Genomic DNA, 23126 nt, shown 5'->3' with positions numbered 1-23126 from the left:
GCCAATTTCAATAGAGAAGATAATCATGGCAACAAGAATCACCTATAAGTTCAAGGGTAAAGCGAAAGAGATAAACTTTGCCTATGACAAATTTCACGACATATACGAAGCGGTAGCGGCTGAAGAAGGGGTTGATTTAACGCGATACCTTATGATGGAACAGCAAATTGAGATGACATCAAAAGGCTCATCTGCGGTGAGAGATTTTCGCAACAAAGAGTTTGCCAGATTTGGTTTTAGCGATATCTATTACATTAAAGATGATCCAAAAGCGCGTTAAACTGATGGATACTTTTTCTGATAGCAACCTATAAAGTGATATAAATGACAGCGACTTCTATGCCCAATAGCGATCACGCCAACTTTCCAAGAGCGGGATTCGTTAAGCGCTGCGGCGCAATAACTTACGATTTACTCCTTGCTGTAGCGGTCTACATGGTAGCTGGAGCCTTAGGTTTTGGTGTTTTCACTGCACTAGTGTCTACCGGTCTCATTGATATGGCAGGACAAGAACATGTGTCAGAACTTCTAAACAGCAATGCCTTGTATAAAGGGCTCTATCAATTCTGGATCGCACTGTGTGTCGGTTTGTTCTACATCAGCTTCTGGAGCTATGGTGGTCAAACACTCGGTATGCGCGCATGGAGACTTAAGATCCAACACCCTAATGGCCAAAATCTCAGCATGATTACCGCCGCAGCTAGACTCGTTTGGTCATTATTGGGCATTGGCAATTTATGGATCTTGATTAATGGCGATAAACTCGCGCTACAAGATATGATGACACGTTCAGAAGTGGTTGAACTATCGAAAGAAGCCAACCAGATGCGTAACTGGCGAGGCGTGTAAGGCTAGTAAACCCAATTGCTAGTAACAAAAAAAGCCAATAATAGCGCTTATCAAAGAGGCTATATTGGCTTTTTTTATTGCTTTTTCATTACCAGTTCAATCAGTAAAGCATAATAAGTTTAACTTCGTTATTTGCGGATATAATACAGGGCGCCGGCGCTAAAGATCACCGCAGGCATACCCGCGCTAATGAATGCAGGCAAGCCATAAACAATGCTTAACGGCCCAAATACCTCGCTGCAAATATAGAAACTAAAACCAGCAACAACCCCTAGTAATACCCTTGCGCCCATGGTCACCGTTCTTAACGGACCAAAGACAAAAGACAGTGCCACTAACATCATCACCGCTATCGTTACTGGCTGCATCAACTTGCGCCATAACGCCAGTTCATAACGTGCAGCTGCTTGATTGTTATTCTTTAGATAATCTAAATAGTCCACCAAACCTTGAATTGATAACGACTCAGGTTTAACAGACACCACGCTTAACTTTTCCGGAGTCAGCGACGAGATCCACTTATCTTCAGCAAGGTTGGTTAGTACCACTTGATCGTTCTTTAACGATGTTCGTCTTACCTGGTAGAGCTGCCAATATTCATCTTTATACTCCGCAGTTTCGGCGTGTACAGTACTGGTCAGGTTGGTCGTATCAGCAAATTCGTAAAGGGTAATATCACGTAAATGATTGGTATCGATAACACCGCCAATATTAACGAATAGGTCACCATCTTTAGCCCAAATGCCTCGGCTAGATTCGATTATACTACCGCCAGATAACTCGGTACGTTGAATTTCTTTCGCCCGTCGCTCAGCTACAGGCGCCACAAATTCTGACAGCAACATCACCAAAATCATCAACGGAATAGCAGTTTTCATGGCAGACATGGCAATCTGCAAGCGTGACAAACCAGATGACTGCATGACCACCAATTCAGAGTTTGATGCCAGCATCCCCATCCCGATCAATGCCCCTAGCAGCACGGCCATAGGGAAAAACATTTCGATGTCGCGGGGGATCAAAAACAGTACATAGATACCCGCATCTATCATGCTATAGGTACCGCGGCCAACGAGTCGAAGCTGATCAACCCACTTAATAATGCCAGAGAGCCCAGTCAAAATCAGCAACGATAATGAAGAGCTACTAATGAGTACTTTAGCGATATAGAGATCTAGGATCCTCATGTGTTTGACACCTTTTTGCGTTTAAACACACCAGACAATTTAGCCCCTGTGGGCCGCTCTTTTCCAAGCAAAAGCATGCCAATGGCCAGCGCCGAGGCATGGATCCACCACATCCCTAAGAATTCAGGGATCACCCCGTCTTCTAATGACTTACGGCCAGCAACCATTAGGCCGAAATAGCCCAAATAGAGTAAAATGGCGGGAAACATCTTGGCAAATTTACCTTGGCGGTTATTTACTCGCGCCATAGGTACTGCAATCAGAGTCATCAATGGGATCGCTAAAGGTATTGCTAAACGCCAATGAAATTCAGCCGTTGCTTCAGGCGAATCAATATCCATTAATTGACCAATAGGCATAGCCGACAACTTACGTCTGCGCTCGCCGCCCTCCTGCTCTTTAATCTGCATCTGATAACCACCAAACTCAACCACTTGGTAGTCAACACGTTTAGGACTTCCTTGGTATTGCACGCCATCTTCTAACTGTAATCTTTGTCCACCTGTTGCGTCTTCAACCACTTTCCCCGAACGTGCAACCACCACGTTGGCTAAGCCTGATTCATCCTCGGGGTCCGGCAGCTGTGCTACAAACACCTTATCGAGCTTATTGTCTCGACCGATGCGCTCGACAAATAATACCGCGCGACCATTAGGGCTGGTTTGGAAACGACCTTGGGTTAATGCTGCAAGACCCGCTTCAGACTGGGCGTGCTCTAGTACCTGGTTTTGCCGCTCTTCAGCCCAAGGAGTGACATATATCGACAAGAAACCAGTGAAGATCATATTTGTCACTGCAAGCAGTAGGGTGACACGTGTGATATACCACTCACTAATGCCAACACCATGCAAAATAACCATCTCGTTTTCTGAATACATGCGTCCATGAGCCAGCAAAATCCCCAAAAATAGACTCAGAGGAAGCACTAAAACGATGAGGAACGGCATATTGAGCCCTAGCAATGTCATTACTAGGGAAGCAGGAAACTCGCCATCAGAGGCGTCAGCGAGTACTCGCACGAAATGTTGGCTAATAAAAATAGCTAACAGCACCAAAAGTACTGCTATTTGCGCCTTTAAAACTTCTCGAATCAGATATCTAAATACAATCACAGGGAGGATCCAGTCTCTAAACTTTGAATTATGCTGGTATCAATACAACTTTCATGTAAACTTTCTACTTTTAGTAGTTTTGTAACCAACAATCACATAACATGACTAGAGAAAACACCTGAAAAAAACTATTTAGGGTGCGCCATGTTAAGGCCCTTTTTGGGCACAAGCAGACATTATCTAATAAATAATAAAATTTGTCTTTAAGAATCTAGGAGAGCACATGGAGTTTAGCGTAAAGAGCGGTAGCCCAGAGAAACAACGCTCAGCTTGTATCGTCGTAGGGGTATACGAGCCAAGACGCTTGTCCGGTATCGCCGAACAGTTAGATAAAATTAGTGAAGGCTACATAAGCAATCTACTTCGTCGTGGCGATTTAGAGGGTAAGCCTGGCCAGATGTTGTTACTACATCATGTGCCCAATGTGCTTAGCGAACGTGTTCTTTTGGTCGGTTGTGGTAAAGAGCGAGAGCTAGACGAACGCCAGTACAAGCAAATTATCACTAAAACCATCAATACCTTGAACGAAACGGGTTCAATGGAAGCTGTTTGCTTTCTCACTGAACTGCACGTCAAGGGACGCGATACGTACTGGAAAGTGCGTGAAGCTGTCGAAAGCACTCAAAACAGTCTTTATAGCTTTGACGCATTAAAAACCCGTAAAGGCGAGACTCGTCGTCCTTTACGAAAATTAGTATTCAACGTACCGACTCGACGCGAATTAGCCGTAGGTGAACGCGCGATTGAACATGGTATGGCGGTCTCAGCTGGTATGCATCTTTGCCGCGACGTAGCAAACATGCCACCCAATATCTGTAACCCAGCTTACCTTGCATCACAGGCTCGCCAAATAGCAGAAACCACTGAAAACCTAACGGTGACAACAGTGGGTGAAGAGCAGATGGAAAAGCTAGGAATGAATTCATACCTAGCTGTAGGCCGTGGTAGTGATAACGAATCCGTTATGACCATCATGGAATACAAGGGCGCTGTCGATAATACCCAGAAGCCAATTGTACTGGTCGGTAAAGGGTTAACCTTCGACTCCGGTGGTATTTCATTGAAACCAGGCGAAGGCATGGATGAGATGAAGTATGACATGGGCGGCGCAGCTGGTGTTATTGGTGCAATGAAAGCCTTGTGTGATATGCAGCTTCCTATCAACGTTATCGGTATTCTGGCTGGCTGTGAAAACATGCCTTCAAGTAATGCTTATCGTCCTGGTGATATTTTGACAACCATGTCAGGTCAAACAGTTGAAGTATTAAATACCGATGCTGAAGGTCGCTTAGTGTTATGTGATGTATTAACTTACGTCGAGCGATTTGATCCAGAACTGGTCGTCGACACAGCAACCTTAACCGGTGCATGTGTTATCGCACTTGGTAAGCACGCGTCAGGTCTGTTTTCTGGTCATAACCCATTAGCGCATGAGCTACTTAATGCTGGTGAGCAAAGTGGTGACAGAGCGTGGCGCATGCCGTTATGGGATGAGTACCAAGAGCACTTAGAGAGCCCATTTGCCGATATGACAAACTTGGGTGGACGTCCTGCAGGTTCAATTACTGCCGCATGCTTCTTATCTCGTTTTGCTAAGAAGTATAACTGGGCACATTTAGATGTTGCCGGTACCGCTTGGAATAGTGGCGCGAATAAGGGTTCAACTGGCCGTCCAGTACCTTTGCTAACTCAGTTCTTGATTAACCGCGCAGGCGTTGATCAAGGCGAGTAATTTGCTTAAGCGATGAGCCAGCAGCCTTGCAGGACTTGTTTCGTCCTAAAATAGGTTGACGGTTTTTATTAAGCCAGTTGTTTATTCAACTGGCTTTTTTAATACTCTGTGTTTTTGGGTAATAAAGATTGAAACTCATTTTTGGACAGAAACGAGCTAGTTTAGTAGAACAACTTGGGAATAATTGGGAGTCATCCCAGCAAGGCTTCTGAGCCGGGATCTAGTGCCATTACCTAAGACATCTACTTATAATGGAAAGCAGCTCATCCACTATGTTCCTTTGCAAGCCGCCGTGAATACCTCCATGTAGGCTCTGCTGAAAAATCCCTTTTTCAGAAGCTTGCACGTTCCACAGCAGATGGTCTGCCAGCGAGTTCAGAGTAGCGTCTAGCTCATTTCTGGACAGAAGGGAGTTAGTGCTAAAGCTCTGAAAATGACTTTTGGCATTAGGGAAAGTATTGCAATCGGATAGACATAATGACTCCCCACTAAAGATGCTGATCTCCAATCAATCGTGGGTTAGCTGAAAGCCAGAGCCATAATAGTTTTGTTAAAGAAACTAAATCGGAGATCAGCATGAATAAACATAACATACTTTTTATTGGCCTTGATACACATAAAGAATTTGTAGAAGTTGCTTATATTGAAGATCAAAGAGGAGCGCAAGCGGTTCATTTTGGACGAGTTTCAAGTGCGAAAGCCTCTATCACTAAACTGGCTAGGCAGTTTCAATCTAAGTATCCAGAAGCAACCTTACACTTTGTGTATGAGGCAGGACCCTGCGGTTACTGGATCTACCGATTGCTTACCAGCCTAGGTCACTGTTGCTATGTTATAGCCCCTTCACTTATTCCCAAAAAGCCTGGTGAGAAAATTAAAACCGATAAACGTGATGCGCTTAAATTAGCAAAGCTGCTTAAGTCGGAAGATCTTACCGCGATTTATGTTCCAGAGCCTGAAGATGAAGCTATCCGCGATTTATCTCGTGCTCGTGAGACCGCGATGAAAGATTTAAAAGACGCCAAATACCAGCTTAAAGCGCTTCAGCTAAGAAACAATATTAACTACAGAGGCACTGCTAATTGGTCGCTAAAGCACTTACGCTGGCTGACTGAACTGATATTGCCGCACCCGAGTCAACAGATTGTCTTGCAAGAATACTTACAAACCATTTCAGAGCGGATCGCGAGGCTAAAACGGCTAGACAATGAACTTGAGCATCACGTTAAAAAGTGGCGTTACTATCCGGTCATCAAAGCCATACAAGCATTACGTGGAGTGAGGTTACTGGTTGCTGCAGGTGTCATTGCTGAGTTGGGAGACTTAACTCGCTTTGATCATCCCCGAAAACTAATGAGTTATGTAGGCCTAGTTCCATCGGAACACTCAAGTGGTGGAAAGCGGCATGTGGGTGCGATAACGAAATGCGGCAATGGTCGAGCAAGGCGGCTATTAGTCGAAGGGGCTCAGTCCTATCGCTACCCCGCTAAGATCTCAACCGAGATGCAAATAAGACAAGAAGGTTTACCGAAAGAAATCATTGATATTGCATGGCAAGCGCAGCTTAGGCTTTGTCGTCGATACCAAAAACTCACGTACAAAGGTAAACATAACAACGTAGTCGTGACAGCCATAGCCAGAGAAATTATTGCTTATATTTGGGCTATTTCACGAGAAGTGGTACTGACAAATGTTAACCCTAAACTACGGTTGTCGAGAGTACCTGCATGATGAACGATTTTGAGCTAATACAGTGGGTCAAGCATCGGATGTGACACGATCACCGAGGGCGTTAGGATGGCAATACGGTTAACTCTGTATTGAACCACGAACATAGACTGAAGACAGGTGTCACGACGGATTATGTAAGGTAGGCGCTGCTTATTGAAAGATAAGTAATCCACGGATATCAGCATGACAACCGACGAAATTGCTTGCTTCATCGACTGTGTTAGCTCAATCCAATTTGGATGAGAAGAAAAGATAAAGGCTTAAGTATTTAGGCCGGTATCGTCATGTTCTGCTTGACGTGGGGAGTCATACCAACGCCTTGCTAAGCGGCGTGTAACAGTTGGCTAAACTGGCGGAAGAGCACAGTCCGTTTAAGCAACTTGTTAGGCAACACCTTAATTCAGGATTCGACCAGTTTTAGCATTAATATAAACTTTATTGCTTTTTGAAAAGCCCCCGCAATACGTAAAGTATATTGGCTTGGGTTTGTGAGTAGTTGAACGAACCCAGCCCCCCATTTCTGTATAATCAGCTAAATTACACTTACCTTGCTTTATTAATTTATCTGATAATTTAATAAAGTTATTTCTATACAATGAGTAGTTATCAGAGTTCTTGATTGCTTTCTCTAATTTAGTATTGCTTGTAAAATTATCTGTTGGTCGAGTAGTAGATAAATATTTAGCAGATACCCAACGAGCTACTTGCCCAGATTTTCCTTCTACAGAACCATTATAATATTTCGACACTCTCGCCCAGCCGTTTTTTACTTCAAAGACTTCTACTTTTTGTTTTCTATTTAGAGTGTTTGTAATACTGCCAGAAGTGCTTGGTGCCAGCCGAACACTTAATCTGTTTGCTGATACATAGTAGTCTCCAGCTTTAGTTGCTTCTGCATATACACCACCAACAAAAAACAATGCAATTGTGATTGATAAAACACGTAACATAGAAGACTCCATGGTTGCCTAACGCCCGCCTAACACGCAATGTGTTGGCATGGCTTTTTGCGTTGTTTGCCAAAACCATGACAACATAACATTGTCGGAGTTTAGGCGCTTGTTATACATCAAATTCACCACTGCTGTTTATGTATGTAATAGCAAACGCTAAGCTTTCTTTAGTCCAAATATCTATTTCAGACTCAGCTTTCATGTAGTTGTCAGTGAAGTCTTGAGCAAAAGCTAAATACCCTTCTTCGGACTCATAATAGTACTCCCTATTTTTCAGCCACAAGTGCTTAATAGCAATATGAATTGTGTCGGATAGATCTAATACTTCTTCAACAACCAAAGGCCAATCAGAATGAGATGAATCAAAAACTTTTTGGATGTTCATTTCTTGAATTTGTTTATATCTATCTGAGCTAACAAAACCTAATGTATTTAAGATGTAGGACTCAAAAAAAAGATAAATTGGATTTTCTTTATACCTAGGTATCTCAAACACTGACATGGACTATCCTTGATGTATAACGCCAAGCTAACCTGCACGAGACCTTGGCATAAACTTTTGCGAAGCAAAAATGCCAAGCGTTGAGTGTCAGGTTTAGCGCCTTGTTAGGCTTTGTACTGTTCACTGTAAGTTGCTTTAACGAATTCCAAAAAGGCTACTTGGTTTTCATTTAAAGCTTCTTGAAGCTCTTTGTGCGTAATGTTATCAATTTCACCGAGCTGCTTAACAACATCGGGATGCTCCCAATTTAAACCTGAACTGCACAGCATTGAATAAATAGCCCACAGTCGATCATGTTGCCATACCAGCATTTGGCATGCGTTGTAGCACGTGTCAAAGTTTTTGATTTGAAATACCTGTGCTTTAACAATCAATGAACGAATACGATTCACTGAAGGATCGCACGCTGTCAAATAATCTTTCAGTTTCAGAGCTGTTTCACTCCCAGATTTTTCGATATACCGAACTAGCAGTGGATATTCCAACTTTTTATTTAGATCAATGTCATATTCCATACTATCGATTGCAATCCGAATATATTGAAGGTTCTGAATCGGCAAGCTAATGTGCTGTACGAATTCATGAACCGAATCGGTTAAGTCATCAAGTAGATCTGTAACTTTCTGCACTTTAAGTTGCTTTTTCCAAGTAGACATTGCGACCCAAGCAACAATTAATGTCCCGGCACCTGTTGAAATTTTAATGATTTCACCCCAATCCCAAGCCAGAACCTTACATATTAATTCCATCTGTCACCTTATATATGAGAAGCCTAACGCCCTGCTAATAAGTGAACCTAGTGCTGGCGGGCGATTTGCTCAGCAAATGGCATGACAGCCTTGGTGAATCTGGATTTAGCAGCTTGTTATAACTTGCAAAAGTCAAATGACTCCTTAGCTACGATTGACTCAATGTTTTTCCTGTGTTCATTATCATTTTTGACAAGTAACTCAACACCTTCCCTAGCTAAGTCCAACCGATCCTGCTTAAAAGCTTCCAAAATTAGTGTGTGTTTGTTCATTTGAGATATTGAGTCACTGGCAAACGTCTGAACTGTATACTTAGCCCCGTCTTCGGCACCAACTTTATATCCAAAAAAGTATGAACCAAAAGAACATCCCAATGTTGCTAAAATAAATAAAATTATGTGTAATTTCATAGTGAGTTATAACGATCTAGCTCACGAGCCGCAGGTCTCGTGAAGCGAGTTGTTAAGGATGACTGGAGTGCAAGCCTGCAGGCTATGTTCAACTTATTTCATCCCTAAAAAATAGATGTTCCACTGAAGCCCCTCTGGGAAGCTTATTGTCTTCAGGGAGTATCCTTACTTGACGTGCTCGTTGTGTCCTTTTGAACCCGTTCAACGGCGCAAACGAGTTGCGTCAAGCTAGCATATTTACACGACCGCTTCCAATCACCTTTTCGACTTGAAATATCTGTTTATAGGTCTAAAACTGATTTTACAAATGCCAAAAATAAGCTACCCAGACGTCTTTAACATTTTAATATACGGCGTGCGCGTTTTGCCAAACCATGTTGAAAAAGCGTGCACAGTAAAAAGCCTGAAAAAAATCATTAATAACAGCTTATTAAACCTTTACGCTTAAGATTGTATCCAATACACCTAGGGAGAAAAGTGAGTCGCACACTTTGCTTTCCGGTTATCTGAACTTTTCATGAACGCACACTTACATCTTATTGAATTTACGCCTATTTCTCTTTTCACTCAATAGCAAACCGTGAACTGATTACGCAAAATTTAGAGATTAACCGCACAAAACCAATAATACTGTATAAAAGCACATACACTGATCTTTCCGACTGATGAGAAAAAGTATTACAAAGAGGTCAGTGCTGCATAGGGCAAATTACTGGAGATAACACGTAATGGGGCACTAATGAGCTAGCTTTTGACAATAGTGGTTCCAATTTCCTGCAGCAGGCGTATGTGCAGACGCTACTGAGGCGCGCTGCAAGTACCTCCCTGTAAGCTCTACGATGGCATCCATGCCATCAAAGGCCTCGGCGGCATCTACACTGAATTTGAAAAGCGTAATCTCTCAGCTTTAGAGTTACCAATAAAAGCTTATAAATTAGATAAACCTCCACATCAGTGAACATCAGAATTTAAATTTAAGTAGCCAAATTTGCAGACAGCAATCTCCCCCGTTGGAAATTTTGCTTTTTAAATTTCGCCGGGGCGCTGAGGATTCGCGAAAGGGGACAAGCGCTTTCCCCTTTGGCTCGGGTGTGGGCGAAGCGCCACGACGTTGATTTTGATTTGAAAAAGCAATAACTGACATTGCAGCCAGCACAGTTTGGGGCATTTCCGTGCTAGGAGCCTTACCACGATGGTATAAATTAAAACACCAATTATCCAGTGTAGATACGGCCGTGACCGTCCATGATATGGCCGCTCTATGACGTCCATGTCACTGCGGCATTTGTGAATCCATTCACATCAGATGTAATGGCCGAGCTTCCAAGGCCAATTCCGTTCCATACAGAATTTGGCATTTCCACCATCCATGGAGGTCAGATGGACTTGCAGCGTGTCACGGCAGTGTATGCACATATGCCCGCTGCAGGCGATTAGTTTCACCTTTATTCAAAGGTAAACACTACTTTGGCGCTATCTGCTCTACCATAAGCTGTAGCGTTTGATTGCCTCTAAATTCGTTCACATCTAATTTATAGACAATTTCAGCGTGAGAAATACTAGCATCGGGCCAGATCTTTACATCGACGTTAAACGCAATAGCATCAAGCATCACCCGGCCACACTCAGTCTCCAAAACTAACTTAAGATGTTTCTCACCGACAATACGTTGCTGAATAATTCTAAAGTGTCCGTCGAACAAAGGCTCGGGGAATGACTGCCCCCAAGGGCCAGCATTGCGCAACTCTGTTGCCAACTCCAATTTAAACTGCTCAGGGACAAGTTCACCGTCGGACACTAACTCTCCGGTTAGTAACTCCGGCGCCAACACCTCACGTATCGCTTTATCGTAAGCATCAGCAAACAGTGCAAACTGCCCCGCTTTAATCGATAAGCCTGCCGCCATTGCGTGACCACCAAACTTTAAGATGAGTCCTGGATGACGGCTATTAATCAACTCTAAAAGATCACGCATATGCAGGCCTTTAATGGAGCGGGCCGAGCCTTTTATCTCCCCCTCACCAGCATCAGCAAAAGCGATAACCGGGCGATGATACTTATCTTTAATCCTCGAGGCTAAGATACCAATAACGCCCTGATGCCAATCCGCTTGAAACAGAGCAATCCCCCAAGGCAGTTCACTCTCATTAAGCTCGACACTTTCAAGGCTCTTCAGCGCTTCTTGCTGCATACCGGTTTCTAGATCGCGTCGCTCAGCATTTAGGCCATCAAGCTCTGACGCCATTCGTCTTGCCTGCATGATGTCTTCGCACAATAGTGTTTCGACCCCCAGAGCCATCTCATCCAGGCGACCAGCTGCATTCAATCTAGGGCCAACTGCAAAACCAAAATCAGATGCGACAATACGTGATGGCGTACGTTTAGCCACCTCGAGCAGCGCGGTGATCCCAGCGCGGCAACGACCCGCTTTTACTCGTTGCAATCCAGCTTCCACTAGAATTCGATTATTAACATCCAGAGAAACGACATCGGCCACAGTGCCCAAAGCGACGATATCCAATAGATGGCCCAAATTGGGTTCGTTGATGCCTTGCTGTTGGTACCAGTCTCGCTGTCGCAGTTCAGCCCTAAGCGCCGACATCAAGTAAAACGCCACGCCAACGCCGGCGATAGATTTACTGGCGAACTGGCACCCATGTTGATTTGGGTTAACGATGGCGTCGGCTGCAGGCAAGGAGTGGCCGGGTAGGTGGTGATCGGTGATCACCACTGTCATTCCCAAGGCTTTCGCGGCTTTAACGCCCTCAATAGAGGAGATACCATTATCAACGGTAATGATCATTTCAGCTTTTTTCTGTGCTGCGACCGCAACTATTTCAGGGCTTAAACCATAGCCATAATCGAATCGATTCGGGATTAGATAATCGATATTTTTTGCGCCCATCATTTTAAGCGCCAGCATACAGACACTAGTAGAAGTAGCACCATCAGCATCAAAGTCGCCCATAATGAGTATCGACTTCTGTGCCGCTATTGCGTCAGCAACTAGCTGTGCTGCTTGCTCTATTCCCAACATCGTATTAGGCCTGAGTAGCTTGGCTAAGCTAAGTTCACACTCATTACTGCTCACACCACGGCTGGCATAAATCTGCTTTAATAACGGCGAAAACGTATCGGGCAAGTGGCTATCGTCTACTGCTGCGCGGCGAATAATCTTATGGATCACAGGGCTAACTACCTCAATAAAATGGACTGGGCTAGAATAACAAAGACTGCTAAAGAAGGCTTTCAAATGAACACAAAAAAGGTGAGCTTAAGCTCACCTTTTCCCTACGATACTGCATAGCACTGCTGTCGTAAGATTACTGCACAGCTTCCAGCGTTCTTAACAGATCTTTAGGTGGTTGGTAACCTGGAATTAGGCTGCCATCTTCAAGGACAATCGCAGGAGTTCCATTGATACCGAATGTTTGACCCAGGTTATACTGCTCAGCAATTTTCGCATCACATTTAGCGTTTTTAACACGCTTACCTGATTTAGCATCGCCCATCGCTTTTAGCGGATCAGCTGCACACCAAACGGCTTCCATCTCATCGGCGTTAGCTGATGGCACACCTGCACGCGGGAATGCTAAGTATCGAATGGTGATACCGAGATCATTATATTCATCCATTTGATTATGCAGTTTACGACAATAGCCACAGCTCACATCAGTAAACACGGTCACAACGTGCTTTTCATTTTTGGCTTTATAGACCAGCATGTTCTCTTCTAGAGGCTTCATCATGTCGATACGAGGACCAGCCATTGCAGCTTCGGTGAGGTTTTTCATGCCTTTATCCAAATCGTAAAGCGTGCCATGGAACATCTTGGTTCCATCTTTACTGATGTAAAGCACACCGCGATTGGTTAATGCTTCATATAACCCAGAAATGGGTGATTCTTTTATTGACATAACATCAACACTTAATGCTTCTGACAGCTTCTTTTCTAACGCTGCGGTATCATCATTTTGGGTGTTAGACCCGGCAAGGGCAGCAGGCGCAATTACCATTGCAATGATCAAAGAAAATGCTCGGGTGAACTTCATTGGATATCCTATTCTACGTAACAATCAATTTAAGGGTATAACGATTAGACCTAGTCTGGAGCTGAAAAGTTACAGTCTCAAGCAAATGAAAGCAAACTTTTTGCTGTAACGAAATCATACAGACGTGAAACTTATCAAGTTATTGGTAAATCTCCGAGACAGAAAGTTTCATCATTATAACCTCACCCTTCATTATAAAGGACTTCCCCCCTATCCCCGTGGATGATGTTCACTATGAAGGCTAGCTAAACGAGCCGTCGCTACATGAGTATAAATCTGCGTAGTTGATAGATCACTATGACCCAAGAGTAACTGTACAACTCGAAGATCGGCACCGTGATTGAGTAAGTGTGTGGCAAAAGCATGCCTTAAGGTATGTGGCGAGAGAGCCGTGGAGATGTTGGCCCTTAATGCATATAGTTTTATTCGATGCCAAAAAGTTTGCCTCGTCATCTGTTGCGCCCTCTTAGATGGGAACAATACATCACTTTGCTTACCTTTAAGCAGTTCAGCTCTGGCGTACTTTAGATAGCTTTCCACTTCGGTTACTGCCAATTCACCCAAGGGCACTAAACGCTCTTTACCACCTTTACCCACAATGCGCACCAACCCTTGGCGCAGACTGATCTGCTCCATGGTGAGACCTACGAGCTCAGATACCCGCAGTCCGGTGGCGTACAACAGTTCAAGCATCGCTTTGTCACGGCACTCTAGCGGATCCTCTTCATTAGGTTCGGATAATAAGCGGTCGATATCATCTTCACTCAGAGAGTCTGGCAGCTTGCGCGCAAGCTTGGGCGATTTGAGCAGCGCCATTGGATCACTACTAATCTGTTTATTTACCAGTAAATAACCATAAAACCGTCGTAAGCTACTCATCATCCGCGCACTGCTGCTCTTGGCGAAGCCTTTATCGAAACGAACCGCTAAGTAGTCACGAATATCCAGCTGACCACGACTAATTAAATCGCCAGCTTTAAGCTGAACATAGCGGTCAAAGTGACGCAGATCGGTACGGTAAGCATTCAAGGTATTGTCACTTAAGCCTTTGATTGACCATAAGTGATCTAGAAAAAGATCGATTGCGGGATCGGGCTTGTAATCTGCTGGCACCTAAACTTACTTCCTTAAATCAGATATAAAAACGGCGGTGAATCAATGATCCACCGCCGTTATCTTAGGGTATCAAGCGTGTAGATACCATCTCACGCATGCATACAGCTGCTATTGATTTAGCTTACTGCAACTGCCGCTTGCTCTTTCTTCATCATCAAGCAAGCAAATATTGTTATTGCAGTGGGTAATAACCAAGCCATACCTTCAGCGTGCAATGGCATAAAGTTAAACACACTAACATCTACGCCAGCCGCTTTTAGGCCATCGATGATACCGAAGAAAAGGGCAACACTAAGCACAATTCGGTGAGCGGCTTCAGGCTTAGAGAAACGCTCTGTTAAGAAGGTGACCGCCACTAACGCAATCGCGACAGGGTATACAGTCATAAGCACTGGGATACTAATGCTAATCAGCTGCGCCAGGCCGACGTTAGCTATCGTCGCGCAAATAACGCTCAAAAGAACCACAAAACGGCGATAAGAGATTTTAGGCAACAGCTCGTTAAAAAACTCGCTACAGGCGCTAATGAGTCCCACGGCAGTGGTTATACAAGCCAGTGTCACAACGGTAGCCAATAACACTAAACCTGTTGTGCCAAACTCATGAGTCACATAATTAGTTAAAATCACGCCACCATTCTCAGCACCAGTCGCTAAGTCACCGGCTGTTGCACCTAAATAGAATAAGGCGATATAGACGAATGCTAAGCCACTCGCAGCGATGAGTGCAGCCTTAATTAGATAGCCTGTCTGTGCTTTAGCATCAGAGACACCTTTTTTACGCAAAATATCGATAATTAAAATACCAAATATCAGCGACGCTAAGGTATCCATAGTGTTATACCCCTCCAAAACGCCCTTAGTTAACGGGTGAGTTTGGTAGTCTCCAACTGCGGCTGCAACGGGGCTTCCAGGAAGAATGATAACCGAAACGGCTAAGCCGACAAGCAACAATAACAGGATAGGGGTTAACACCTTACCGACGTTATCAAGCAGCTTGCCGGGGTAAAGTGCAAATACCATGGCGATGCTGAAAAATACTAAGGTATAAATAAGTTGCGCCACATTAAGGGTAATTCCAGCGATCATAAAGGTCGCTTCGGCATTTTCTAAGAATGGTTTAAAACCAACTTCAAAAGCAACTAAACCTGTTCTTGGTGCCGCAAAAGCAGGACCAATAATGATAAAAATGGCCACTGCTAGCATGGTTGCTGCGATGGGAGGCAACAAGTCCATGATTTTACCATTTGCTTTGGCAACAGCAATCAGCGTGATTAGAGGCAGTCCTACTGCAGTCACAAGAAAGCCTACCATGGCTAATGCCATATTTTCGCCAGCCATAAAACCAGCTAACGGAGGGAAAATAAGGTTACCCGCCCCTAAAAAGAACGCGAAGGTCATGAAACCTAACCCTAACGTATCTGCAATACTCAATTGATTATTTTGCACTTTATGCCCCATCTTGATTTTCTATTGTTAACAATTTCCTGCCATCACGCCTTTACGGCACCACTTTAGGATGGCAACTATTAATGTGTAATATTTGGTTTACACAACCCAGTGGTAAATACGACCGAAGCTTGGCGAGTTTATGAACAGCAGCGAATAAAGCGAACACTGAAATTGCTACAAAACTGGTTTACCGTCCCTAAAACTAGGCTTTACCCTAGCTCAGAGGGGCATACTATTATCAGACTCACAACGATTTAACAAGAATCGACACCGAATAAACGCCACACTCGATACGAATAACAACAGCTGATTAACACTTACGCTTCATCACTTACATTCACCCCATTTATCCGCTAAGCAAGAAACATCTATACTGCCGCCTAGCAAGCGCTTAAAAGCGAGTAAACACTTACCTTCATCATTTGTAAAAACAGTAGGTCTTTATCTGGAATGTGCTTATTACCGACGAAGACGATTTAGCGTACAATTATGTCATTGACCAGCATCCTGTAAATTTCATGCCATTTAGCTTTAAACAATTTCATATCGACGACAGCCGCTGTGGCATGCCAGTTAGCACCGACGGTGTCTTACTGGGCGCATGGGCCCCATTAACGGATGCCAAAACCATACTCGATATTGGTGCCGGTAGCGGTTTGCTGAGTTTAATGGCTAGGCAACGTAGTCAAGCAAAGATAACCGCTATCGAACTAGATCAAAGTGCTGCCCTCGATTGCCAGTACAACTTCAATCAAAGCCCCTGGTCAGCAAGTTTTACCCTGCTAACCAGCTCAATTCAGCAATATTGCACCACAGCTGAAAAACAGCGCTTTGATCACATCATCTGTAACCCCCCCTATTTTGATAATGGCCCACAGTCGAGCAGTTCATTAAGAGCAACAGCGCGTCATACTGACAGGTTAAGTTTTGATGAGCTGTTAGGAGCAATATGTTTTTTACTCAGCCCTGCAGGCCAAGCAAGTCTAATCTTGCCAACCACTGCAGCGGCTCAATTGCTTAGCCAACTCAAACAACACTCATTAGCCTGCAAGTACGCCGTTGCAGTCTCAAGCGTTGAAGGAAAAGTCCCCAATAGACAATTGTTATTGCTTAACAAAACAGCTGACACAAATATGCCGTTGCTTCAAAAGCTTGATTCAGTACCAACCTTAGCGATTCGCCAAGTAAACGGTCAGTACACCGATGAGTTTGTGCAATTAACCAAAAGTTTTTATTTAAAGCTGTAGCGATCGGCGATCTAATCGTTTCAAGTCGCCCGCGAAACCTTTATAATGTTCGGCTATTATTTATTGAGATGCCAACGCATGCTATTTGAAGATCTCCAGCTTGACCCTCGTTTGTTAGAGTCACTAAAAGCAATGGGCCACAACAAGCCCACTACGATACAACAACAAACAATTCCAGTTGCCATGGAGCAAAGAGATATTCTTGCTCGCGCGCCAACAGGAACAGGGAAAACAGCGAGCTTCCTTCTGCCTGCGATGCAGCACCTTCTCGACTTTCCACGTCGATTCGGTGGCCAAGCTCGGGTATTAATCCTGACGCCAACAAGAGAGCTTGCCAGTCAAATTCATCGCTATGCATCTCATTTAGGGACAGGCTTAAATTTCGATACCAGCATCATTACTGGCGGCGTTCCCTACGCGGCACAGGAAGAAGCCTTAAAAAGCAATGTTGACATTTTGGTCGCCACACCAGGCCGCTTAATGGAATACCTTGATAAGGGGTTATTCAATGCCGAAGAAGTCGAAGTATTAGTCATTGATGAAGCCGACCGCATGCTTGATATGGGCTTCTCTGCTGCTGTTGAAACATTGGCAATCGAGTCAGTTGGCCGTAAACAAACCATGTTGTTCTCAGCAACACTTGAAGGCAGCGACGTAGGTCGTTTTTCGCATCAGTTGCTAACTGATCCAGCCAAGCTTGAAGCTGAAGCGCCGCGTAGCGAAAAAGCAAAAATCCACCAGTGGGTTCATATCGCTGACAACAAAGAGCATAAATTCGCGATGTTGTGCGCGATTTTGAAACAGGAAGAGGTGCAGCGCACTATCGTGTTTGTAAAAACACGTGAAGCAGTAGCAAGCCTTGATGGACTATTACAAAAGCACGGTATCACTTGCAGCTTTATGCGCGGTGATATGGAGCAAAAAGCGCGTTTCCAAGCCTTAGGGCGTTTCACTAAGGGTGAAGTTAACGTGCTCCTCGCCACCGATGTAGCAGCTCGTGGTATTGATGTCGATGACATCACCCACGTTATCAACTTTGATATGCCACGTTCAGCAGACACCTATGTTCACCGTATCGGACGTACTGGCCGTGCTGGCGCAAAAGGCACCGCAATATCACTCGTTGAAGCCCATGACGTTCGTATTGTTGGCAAGATTGAACGCTATATCGATCAACCTTTGAAACGTCGTTTTGTGAAAGATCTTCGTCCTAAAAACAAAGAGGCTAAGCCTCCAGGGAAGAAGAAAGTCGTAGATACGGGTAAAACGTTTAGTAAGAAAAACAAAAAGAAGAAAAAGAAGTAAATCTCACTTACTTGCTCTTTTAAAAGGATCACCTCAGGTGGTCCTTTTCTGTTTCTGGCCATATAAAACCCCTGCTATAAACGGTAATTTCAGCTCGTTAAAAATTTCAGCAAAACAAACTCAGCTTAGAAATTGACACATGTTTACCTTAACGCTATAAAATGAAACATTTTATTTACAAAAAACAATATCGTATGAGCGCTTAGTCTGGTAATTTACCCCTTAGGTAACGCATTACATGGAAGCGCAAAAATCATAATGATAAAAATAATACTTAGAAGAGTCTCCCCACTCTTTATTCTCATTTTCTTTATTGTGGCTGCAAAAGTACTTATCAGCACCAAAGAAGCACCGGAACAAAAAGCGGATGAAGCGCCGATTCCAATTGTTGATGTGATGGAAGTTCAGCAGCAAACGGTATCGCTAAACCTACCCTCTTACGGCATTGTTAGTCCCAAATATAAAACCCAATTGGTCACAGAAGTTCAAGGGAGAATGCTTAACATCTCCAGTAAATTTGTTGCCGGTGGCGTGGTTAAAAAAGGCGAACAACTGGCGGTGATTGAACCTTCTGACTACGAAGCTGACCTGATGCAGGCGCAAGCTTCATTAGCGCAGGCCAAAGCCGCACTTGAAGAGGAGCGAGCTAAAGGCGAGGTGGCTAAAAATGATTGGAAAGGATACGACGGCGGCATTCCACCTGAGTTAGGGCTGCGGCTACCACAGTTAAAGCAAGAGCAAGCCAATGTTAAGTTTCAACAAGCCGCACTTGCTAGGGCCGAACGAAATCTTGAGCGCACCGTTATTCGCGCTCCTTTTGATGGCATCATCAAGGCTCGAAATGTAGATCTTGGCCAATATGTTACCTTAGGAACAAACTTAGGCGAACTCTACGACACTCGAGTCGCAGAGATCCGCTTACCACTGTCAAACAGTGATTTAGCCTATTTGGAATCGGTTGATAATCCTGATACAGAAGTCACTTTAAGTGCTGATCTCGCCGGTAAAGTTGTCAGCTGGACCGGTAAAATTATTCGCAGTGAAGGCGTTATCGATGCAGAAAATCGCATGGTTTACTTGGTTGCTGAAGTCAAAGATCCCTACCTTCGAAGCACCAAACTTGCCGGACAATTACCGCTTAAATACGGCAGTTTTGTCACCGCAGTCATTAAGGGCCGCACTGTAGAGGGCATTGTAAAACTACCACGTTACCTTGTACGCCACGGCAAAGTGATCCTAATAACTGAAGATAACAGCGTTGAGATCAGAGCCGTAAACGTGGTGCGCACGGATCTAGAAAATGTCTACATCAAAGATAGCTTAGCAAGCGGTGAGCGCATTTCAGTTACCAACCTTAGCAATGTTGAAAATGGTGAATTAGTCAAAATACTAGGCGAAGAGGACAGCTCGAATAAAGACAGTGCTGATGAGTCTGCAGCGCAAGAAAAACTTGCTAGCACAGGTGAACAATAATGGCTGCTGAAAAAGGTATTATTGCTTGGTTCGCTAAAAACAATGTCGCTGCCAATCTATTGATGTGGATCTTGTTGATTGGCGGTCTTTTTAGCACCGTGATTATTAACAAAGAGATCTTCCCTACATTCGAGCTTAACTACCTCAATATCTCCGTCGCTTATCCAGGCGCGGCACCACAGGAAATTGAGGAAGGAATTAATATCAAGATCGAGGAAGCGATCCAAGATATTAATGGCATAAAGAAAGTGACCTCGGTTGCCAGTGAAGGCGTTGGCTCGGTAACGATTGAAGTGGAGGATAACTATGATCCACAAGATATTCTCGATGAAGCCAAGCTACGAATTGATGCTATTGCGACCTTCCCCGTCAACATTGAAAAGCCCAACATCTACCGCATAAAGCCGGAAAACAATGTCATCTGGATCTCAGTCTATGGCGACCAATCTCTTGAAGAGATGAAAGAACTTGCCAAGACCATTCGTGATGAAGTTGCTGCACTGCCAGCGGTCACACGTGCGCAAGTTACGGGTGTACGTGATTACGAAATAGCCATTGAGTTATCGGAAGATAAACTCAGAGAGTACGGACTGACCTTCTCTCAAGTCGCACAAGCGGTACAGAACTCATCAATCGATCTGCCTGGTGGTTCAATTCGCGCTAAAGATGGCGATATTCTATTACGTACAAAAGGCCAAGCGTACACCGGTGAAGACTTCTCACAAATTGTAGTCAGTAGCCGCGCAGATGGAAGCCGCGTGATGCTGCCACAAGTGGCGACCATCAATGATGGCTTTGAAGAGCGACTTGAATATACTCGTTTTAACGGTCAGCCAGCTGCCATCATTGAGATTCTGAGTGTTGACGATCAAAACGCGTTAGATATCTCAGCTCAGGTCAAAGAGTACATAGAGCAGAAGCGTGAATTTTTACCGAGCGGTGCAAAACTCGACACCTGGGGTGACTTAACTCACTACCTTAAAGGCCGTTTGAACATGATGTTGTCAAACATGTTTTATGGTGCCTTGTTAGTATTTGTGATCCTAGCGCTGTTTTTAGAGATCAAGCTGGCGTTCTGGGTCATGGTTGGTCTACCAGTTTGTTTCTTGGGAGCCATGTTAGTCATGCCATTGGAGCCTTTTTCGATGTCGATTAACTTGCTAACCCTATTTGCGTTTATTCTGGTGCTAGGGATTGTGGTGGACGATGCCATTGTCATTGGCGAAAGTGCCTACAGTGAAATAGAGCGGCATGGTCACTCGCTTGAGAATGTCGTTAGAGGGGCAAAGAAGGTCGCCATGCCGGCGACATTCGGCGTACTGACGACGATTGCTGCATTTATGCCGATGTTGATGGTGTCGGGTCCTCAGGGTATTATTTGGAAGTCTATCGGCATGGTGGTCGTTCTTTGCCTAGCCTTCTCTCTGGTGGAATCTAAACTCATTTTGCCTGCCCATTTAGCACATATGAAACCACCCAAGCCACGCGCACAACTAGGTAGGTTGGGCCGCTTCAAAGCAGCTTTAAACGACAAGGTGCAGTACTTTATTCACCACAATTACCGCACTTTTTTACAGCACTGCATTGTGCATAGATATAACACGGTTGCCATCTTTATTGGGGTGCTAATCCTGTCTATCGCACTGGTTATTAGTGGTCAGGTCCGCTGGGTATTCTTCCCTGATATTCCATCAGACTTTATTCAAGTTCAGCTGCAAATGGATGAAGGCAGTTCAGAAGAAAATACCCTGCAAGTTGTTCAAGAGGTAGAGGAAGCACTCTACCGCATGAATGATGACATGGAAGGCGAGCTCGGCTACCCCGTGGTAAAGCACAGCTTTATCAATATGAGCTCTCGTACATCTGCATTTATATTTGCCGAGTTAACCAAGGGTGAAGAGCGTACTGTTGATGGCGAAACTATCGCTACCGCTTGGCGTGAACAACTACCTGAACTGCTTGCAGTCAAGAAGCTTAATATTAATGCCAGTACTAATGACACCGGTGGCGATATCTCTTTTAGACTGACCTCAAGTAACCTTGAGCAACTGTCACTCGCTTCCGCCGAGCTTAAGCAAAAGCTCAGAAGCTACGAAGGTGTCTACGACATTGCCGATAACTTCTCCTCAGGTAGTCAAGAGATAAAGCTGAAGATCAAACCAGAAGCTGAAGCGCTCGGACTGACACTGTCAGATCTGGCTCGACAAGTGAGATATGGTTTCTACGGTTATGAAGCACAACGGATCTTACGTAATAAAGAAGAAGTTAAGGTGATGGTTCGCTACCCACTTGAGCATCGCCGCACAATGGGTCATCTGGAGAATATGCTGATCCGTACGCCCACAGGCGCTGCCGTGCCTTTTGCAACGGTGGCACAAATTGAGCTCGGCGATTCATACTCTTCGATTACCCGAGTAGATAGCAGGCGTGCGATAACAGTTACTGCCAATGCGGATTCCAACAAAGTTGAACCCTCAAAGGTTGTAGCAGAGATTCAAGAAGATTTCTTACCTATGTTGGCAGATAAATACCCTAATATATCGACAGCACTGGATGGAGGCAGCGCTGATGAACAAAGCGCGCTAGTGAGCCTAATGCAAGGGTTCTTCTTTGCTCTATTTACTATCTACGCACTAATGGCCATACCGCTAAAATCCTATAGCCAGCCACTCATCATTATGTCGGTTATTCCGTTCGGTATGATCGGTGCGCTATTTGGCCACCTTGTCTTGGGTCTCAATATGAGCATTTTGAGCCTGTGTGGCATTGTTGCCCTTGCGGGTGTCGTCGTAAACGATTCATTGATCTTGGTCGATTTCGTTAACCGTGCGCGCGCTGAAGGCCATTCGATAGTGCAAGCGGCTGTCGATTCAGGTTGTTATCGATTCAGAGCCATTATCCTAACCTCACTCACTACATTTGTAGGCTTAGTGCCTATTTTGTTAGAGAAGAGTCTACAGGCTCAAATCGTTATCCCAATGGCAGCTTCTCTGGCATTCGGTATTTTGTTCTCCACCGTGGTAACGCTCATTTTAGTGCCTTTGCTTTACATCATCCTTGATGATATCAAACGCACCTCTCGTCGATTCTATCAGTGGTGGTGGCAACCAAGCCCTGAAGTAGAAGTAGAAGTAGAAGTAGAGCCGGTACAGAGAACAAACTAGATACACCTTGTTGAAGTATTAAAAGGAGACCAACGGTCTCCTTTTTTATGCATCTGTGGTTCCAAGGACCTGCGGTGCTGGACAGGTGGTCCG

Annotated in this window: 18 protein-coding genes; 8 read left to right on the top strand and 10 right to left on the bottom strand. The window is 44.4% G+C overall.

Going from position 1 to position 23126, the window contains the following annotated elements:
* The first annotated feature begins 25 nt into the window (after positions 1 to 25).
* Both JK628_RS04350 and JK628_RS04345 read left to right on the top strand, forming a co-directional pair.
* Positions 26 to 280, top strand: coding sequence for a DUF2960 domain-containing protein (locus JK628_RS04350; protein ID WP_202288051.1), 255 nt, complete (start codon positions 26 to 28; stop codon positions 278 to 280).
* Between the two features lie 59 nt (positions 281 to 339).
* Positions 340 to 849: an RDD family protein gene (locus JK628_RS04345; protein ID WP_202289709.1), complete on the top strand. Its 510-nt coding sequence runs from the start codon at positions 340 to 342 to the stop codon at positions 847 to 849.
* A 128-nt stretch (positions 850 to 977) separates the two neighbouring features.
* Here JK628_RS04345 and lptG read toward each other — a convergent pair whose 3' ends face one another.
* Positions 978 to 2036: an LPS export ABC transporter permease LptG gene (gene lptG, locus JK628_RS04340; protein ID WP_202288050.1), complete on the bottom strand. Its 1059-nt coding sequence runs from the start codon at positions 2034 to 2036 to the stop codon at positions 978 to 980.
* Positions 2033 to 3148, bottom strand: a complete 1116-nt coding sequence (gene lptF, locus JK628_RS04335; RefSeq protein WP_202288049.1) for an LPS export ABC transporter permease LptF — start codon at positions 3146 to 3148, stop codon at positions 2033 to 2035. Before lptF ends, lptG begins: the two co-directional genes overlap by 4 nt.
* A 223-nt stretch (positions 3149 to 3371) precedes the next feature.
* Between lptF and pepA the strand changes: the two genes are divergently transcribed.
* Positions 3372 to 4880 carry a leucyl aminopeptidase gene (gene pepA / locus JK628_RS04330; protein ID WP_202288048.1) on the top strand — a complete coding sequence of 503 codons (1509 nt, stop codon included), beginning with the start codon at positions 3372 to 3374 and terminating at the stop codon, positions 4878 to 4880.
* 576 nt (positions 4881 to 5456) lie between these two features.
* Positions 5457 to 6611, top strand: a complete 1155-nt coding sequence (locus tag JK628_RS04325) for an IS110 family transposase (protein WP_202288047.1) — start codon at positions 5457 to 5459, stop codon at positions 6609 to 6611.
* A 395-nt stretch (positions 6612 to 7006) separates the two neighbouring features.
* On the opposite strand, the gene JK628_RS04320 is transcribed toward JK628_RS04325, so the two are convergent.
* The 8 genes from JK628_RS04320 to brnQ all read right to left on the bottom strand — a co-directional run bounded on the left by JK628_RS04320 (position 7007) and on the right by brnQ (position 15853).
* Entirely contained in the window at positions 7007 to 7561 is a 555-nt protein-coding gene (locus JK628_RS04320) for an SH3 domain-containing protein (protein ID WP_202288046.1), read from the bottom strand.
* Positions 7562 to 7673: 112 nt separating this feature from the next.
* Positions 7674 to 8066 carry a hypothetical protein gene (locus tag JK628_RS04315; RefSeq protein WP_202288045.1) on the bottom strand — a complete coding sequence of 131 codons (393 nt, stop codon included), beginning with the start codon at positions 8064 to 8066 and terminating at the stop codon, positions 7674 to 7676.
* A 104-nt stretch (positions 8067 to 8170) separates the two neighbouring features.
* Positions 8171 to 8815 carry a hypothetical protein gene (locus tag JK628_RS04310; RefSeq protein ID WP_202288044.1) on the bottom strand — a complete coding sequence of 215 codons (645 nt, stop codon included), beginning with the start codon at positions 8813 to 8815 and terminating at the stop codon, positions 8171 to 8173.
* A 116-nt stretch (positions 8816 to 8931) separates the two neighbouring features.
* The gene (locus JK628_RS04305; RefSeq protein WP_202288043.1) at positions 8932 to 9225 is read right to left on the bottom strand and encodes a hypothetical protein; all 294 of its coding nucleotides are present in this window, start codon (positions 9223 to 9225) and stop codon (positions 8932 to 8934) included.
* A 1462-nt stretch (positions 9226 to 10687) separates the two neighbouring features.
* The gene (gene recJ, locus JK628_RS04300; RefSeq protein WP_202288042.1) at positions 10688 to 12412 is read right to left on the bottom strand and encodes a single-stranded-DNA-specific exonuclease RecJ; all 1725 of its coding nucleotides are present in this window, start codon (positions 12410 to 12412) and stop codon (positions 10688 to 10690) included.
* Positions 12413 to 12548: 136 nt separating this feature from the next.
* Positions 12549 to 13277: a bifunctional protein-disulfide isomerase/oxidoreductase DsbC gene (dsbC, locus tag JK628_RS04295; RefSeq protein WP_202288041.1), complete on the bottom strand. Its 729-nt coding sequence runs from the start codon at positions 13275 to 13277 to the stop codon at positions 12549 to 12551.
* Between the two features lie 210 nt (positions 13278 to 13487).
* Complete coding sequence (gene xerD / locus JK628_RS04290) at positions 13488 to 14390, bottom strand: site-specific tyrosine recombinase XerD (RefSeq protein WP_202288040.1); 903 nt, start codon at positions 14388 to 14390, stop codon at positions 13488 to 13490.
* 119 nt (positions 14391 to 14509) lie between these two features.
* Positions 14510 to 15853: a branched-chain amino acid transport system II carrier protein gene (gene brnQ / locus JK628_RS04285; protein ID WP_202288039.1), complete on the bottom strand. Its 1344-nt coding sequence runs from the start codon at positions 15851 to 15853 to the stop codon at positions 14510 to 14512.
* Between the two features lie 509 nt (positions 15854 to 16362).
* On the opposite strand from brnQ, the gene JK628_RS04280 reads away from it, so the two are divergent.
* The 4 genes from JK628_RS04280 (at position 16363) to JK628_RS04265 (ending at position 23033) form a co-directional block, all read left to right on the top strand.
* Positions 16363 to 17091 (top strand): tRNA1(Val) (adenine(37)-N6)-methyltransferase, encoded by a 729-nt coding sequence (locus JK628_RS04280; protein WP_202289708.1) that lies wholly within the window; start codon positions 16363 to 16365, stop codon positions 17089 to 17091.
* 78 nt (positions 17092 to 17169) lie between these two features.
* Positions 17170 to 18396, top strand: a complete 1227-nt coding sequence (srmB, locus tag JK628_RS04275) for an ATP-dependent RNA helicase SrmB (RefSeq protein ID WP_202288038.1) — start codon at positions 17170 to 17172, stop codon at positions 18394 to 18396.
* 258 nt (positions 18397 to 18654) lie between these two features.
* Positions 18655 to 19869, top strand: a complete 1215-nt coding sequence (locus tag JK628_RS04270) for an efflux RND transporter periplasmic adaptor subunit (RefSeq protein WP_202288037.1) — start codon at positions 18655 to 18657, stop codon at positions 19867 to 19869.
* Positions 19869 to 23033, top strand: a complete 3165-nt coding sequence (locus JK628_RS04265; protein ID WP_202288036.1) for an efflux RND transporter permease subunit — start codon at positions 19869 to 19871, stop codon at positions 23031 to 23033. Before JK628_RS04270 ends, JK628_RS04265 begins: the two co-directional genes overlap by 1 nt.
* Positions 23034 to 23126: the final 93 nt, after the last annotated feature.

This window comes from Shewanella sp. KX20019, assembly GCF_016757755.1.
Taxonomy (GTDB): domain Bacteria; phylum Pseudomonadota; class Gammaproteobacteria; order Enterobacterales; family Shewanellaceae; genus Shewanella.
Note: the sequence above shows the minus strand (reverse complement) of the source record. Positions and strands in the feature narration are given on the sequence as shown.

What these genes read in the sequence shown, in the direction of transcription:
- JK628_RS04345 (WP_202289709.1), top strand. Translation starts at nt 340, where the DNA reads ATGCCCAATAGCGATCACGCCAACTTTCCAAGAGCGGGATTCGTTAAG.
- srmB (WP_202288038.1), top strand. Translation starts at nt 17,170, where the DNA reads ATGCTATTTGAAGATCTCCAGCTTGACCCTCGTTTGTTAGAGTCACTA.
- dsbC (WP_202288041.1), bottom strand. Translation starts at nt 13,277, where the DNA reads ATGAAGTTCACCCGAGCATTTTCTTTGATCATTGCAATGGTAATTGCG.
- pepA (WP_202288048.1), top strand. Translation starts at nt 3,372, where the DNA reads ATGGAGTTTAGCGTAAAGAGCGGTAGCCCAGAGAAACAACGCTCAGCT.
- lptG (WP_202288050.1), bottom strand. Translation starts at nt 2,036, where the DNA reads ATGAGGATCCTAGATCTCTATATCGCTAAAGTACTCATTAGTAGCTCT.
- JK628_RS04280 (WP_202289708.1), top strand. Translation starts at nt 16,363, where the DNA reads ATGCCATTTAGCTTTAAACAATTTCATATCGACGACAGCCGCTGTGGC.
- JK628_RS04270 (WP_202288037.1), top strand. Translation starts at nt 18,655, where the DNA reads ATGATAAAAATAATACTTAGAAGAGTCTCCCCACTCTTTATTCTCATT.
- brnQ (WP_202288039.1), bottom strand. Translation starts at nt 15,853, where the DNA reads ATGGGGCATAAAGTGCAAAATAATCAATTGAGTATTGCAGATACGTTA.
- JK628_RS04310 (WP_202288044.1), bottom strand. Translation starts at nt 8,815, where the DNA reads ATGGAATTAATATGTAAGGTTCTGGCTTGGGATTGGGGTGAAATCATT.
- JK628_RS04315 (WP_202288045.1), bottom strand. Translation starts at nt 8,066, where the DNA reads ATGTCAGTGTTTGAGATACCTAGGTATAAAGAAAATCCAATTTATCTT.
- JK628_RS04265 (WP_202288036.1), top strand. Translation starts at nt 19,869, where the DNA reads ATGGCTGCTGAAAAAGGTATTATTGCTTGGTTCGCTAAAAACAATGTC.
- JK628_RS04325 (WP_202288047.1), top strand. Translation starts at nt 5,457, where the DNA reads ATGAATAAACATAACATACTTTTTATTGGCCTTGATACACATAAAGAA.
- JK628_RS04305 (WP_202288043.1), bottom strand. Translation starts at nt 9,225, where the DNA reads ATGAAATTACACATAATTTTATTTATTTTAGCAACATTGGGATGTTCT.
- JK628_RS04320 (WP_202288046.1), bottom strand. Translation starts at nt 7,561, where the DNA reads ATGTTACGTGTTTTATCAATCACAATTGCATTGTTTTTTGTTGGTGGT.
- JK628_RS04350 (WP_202288051.1), top strand. Translation starts at nt 26, where the DNA reads ATGGCAACAAGAATCACCTATAAGTTCAAGGGTAAAGCGAAAGAGATA.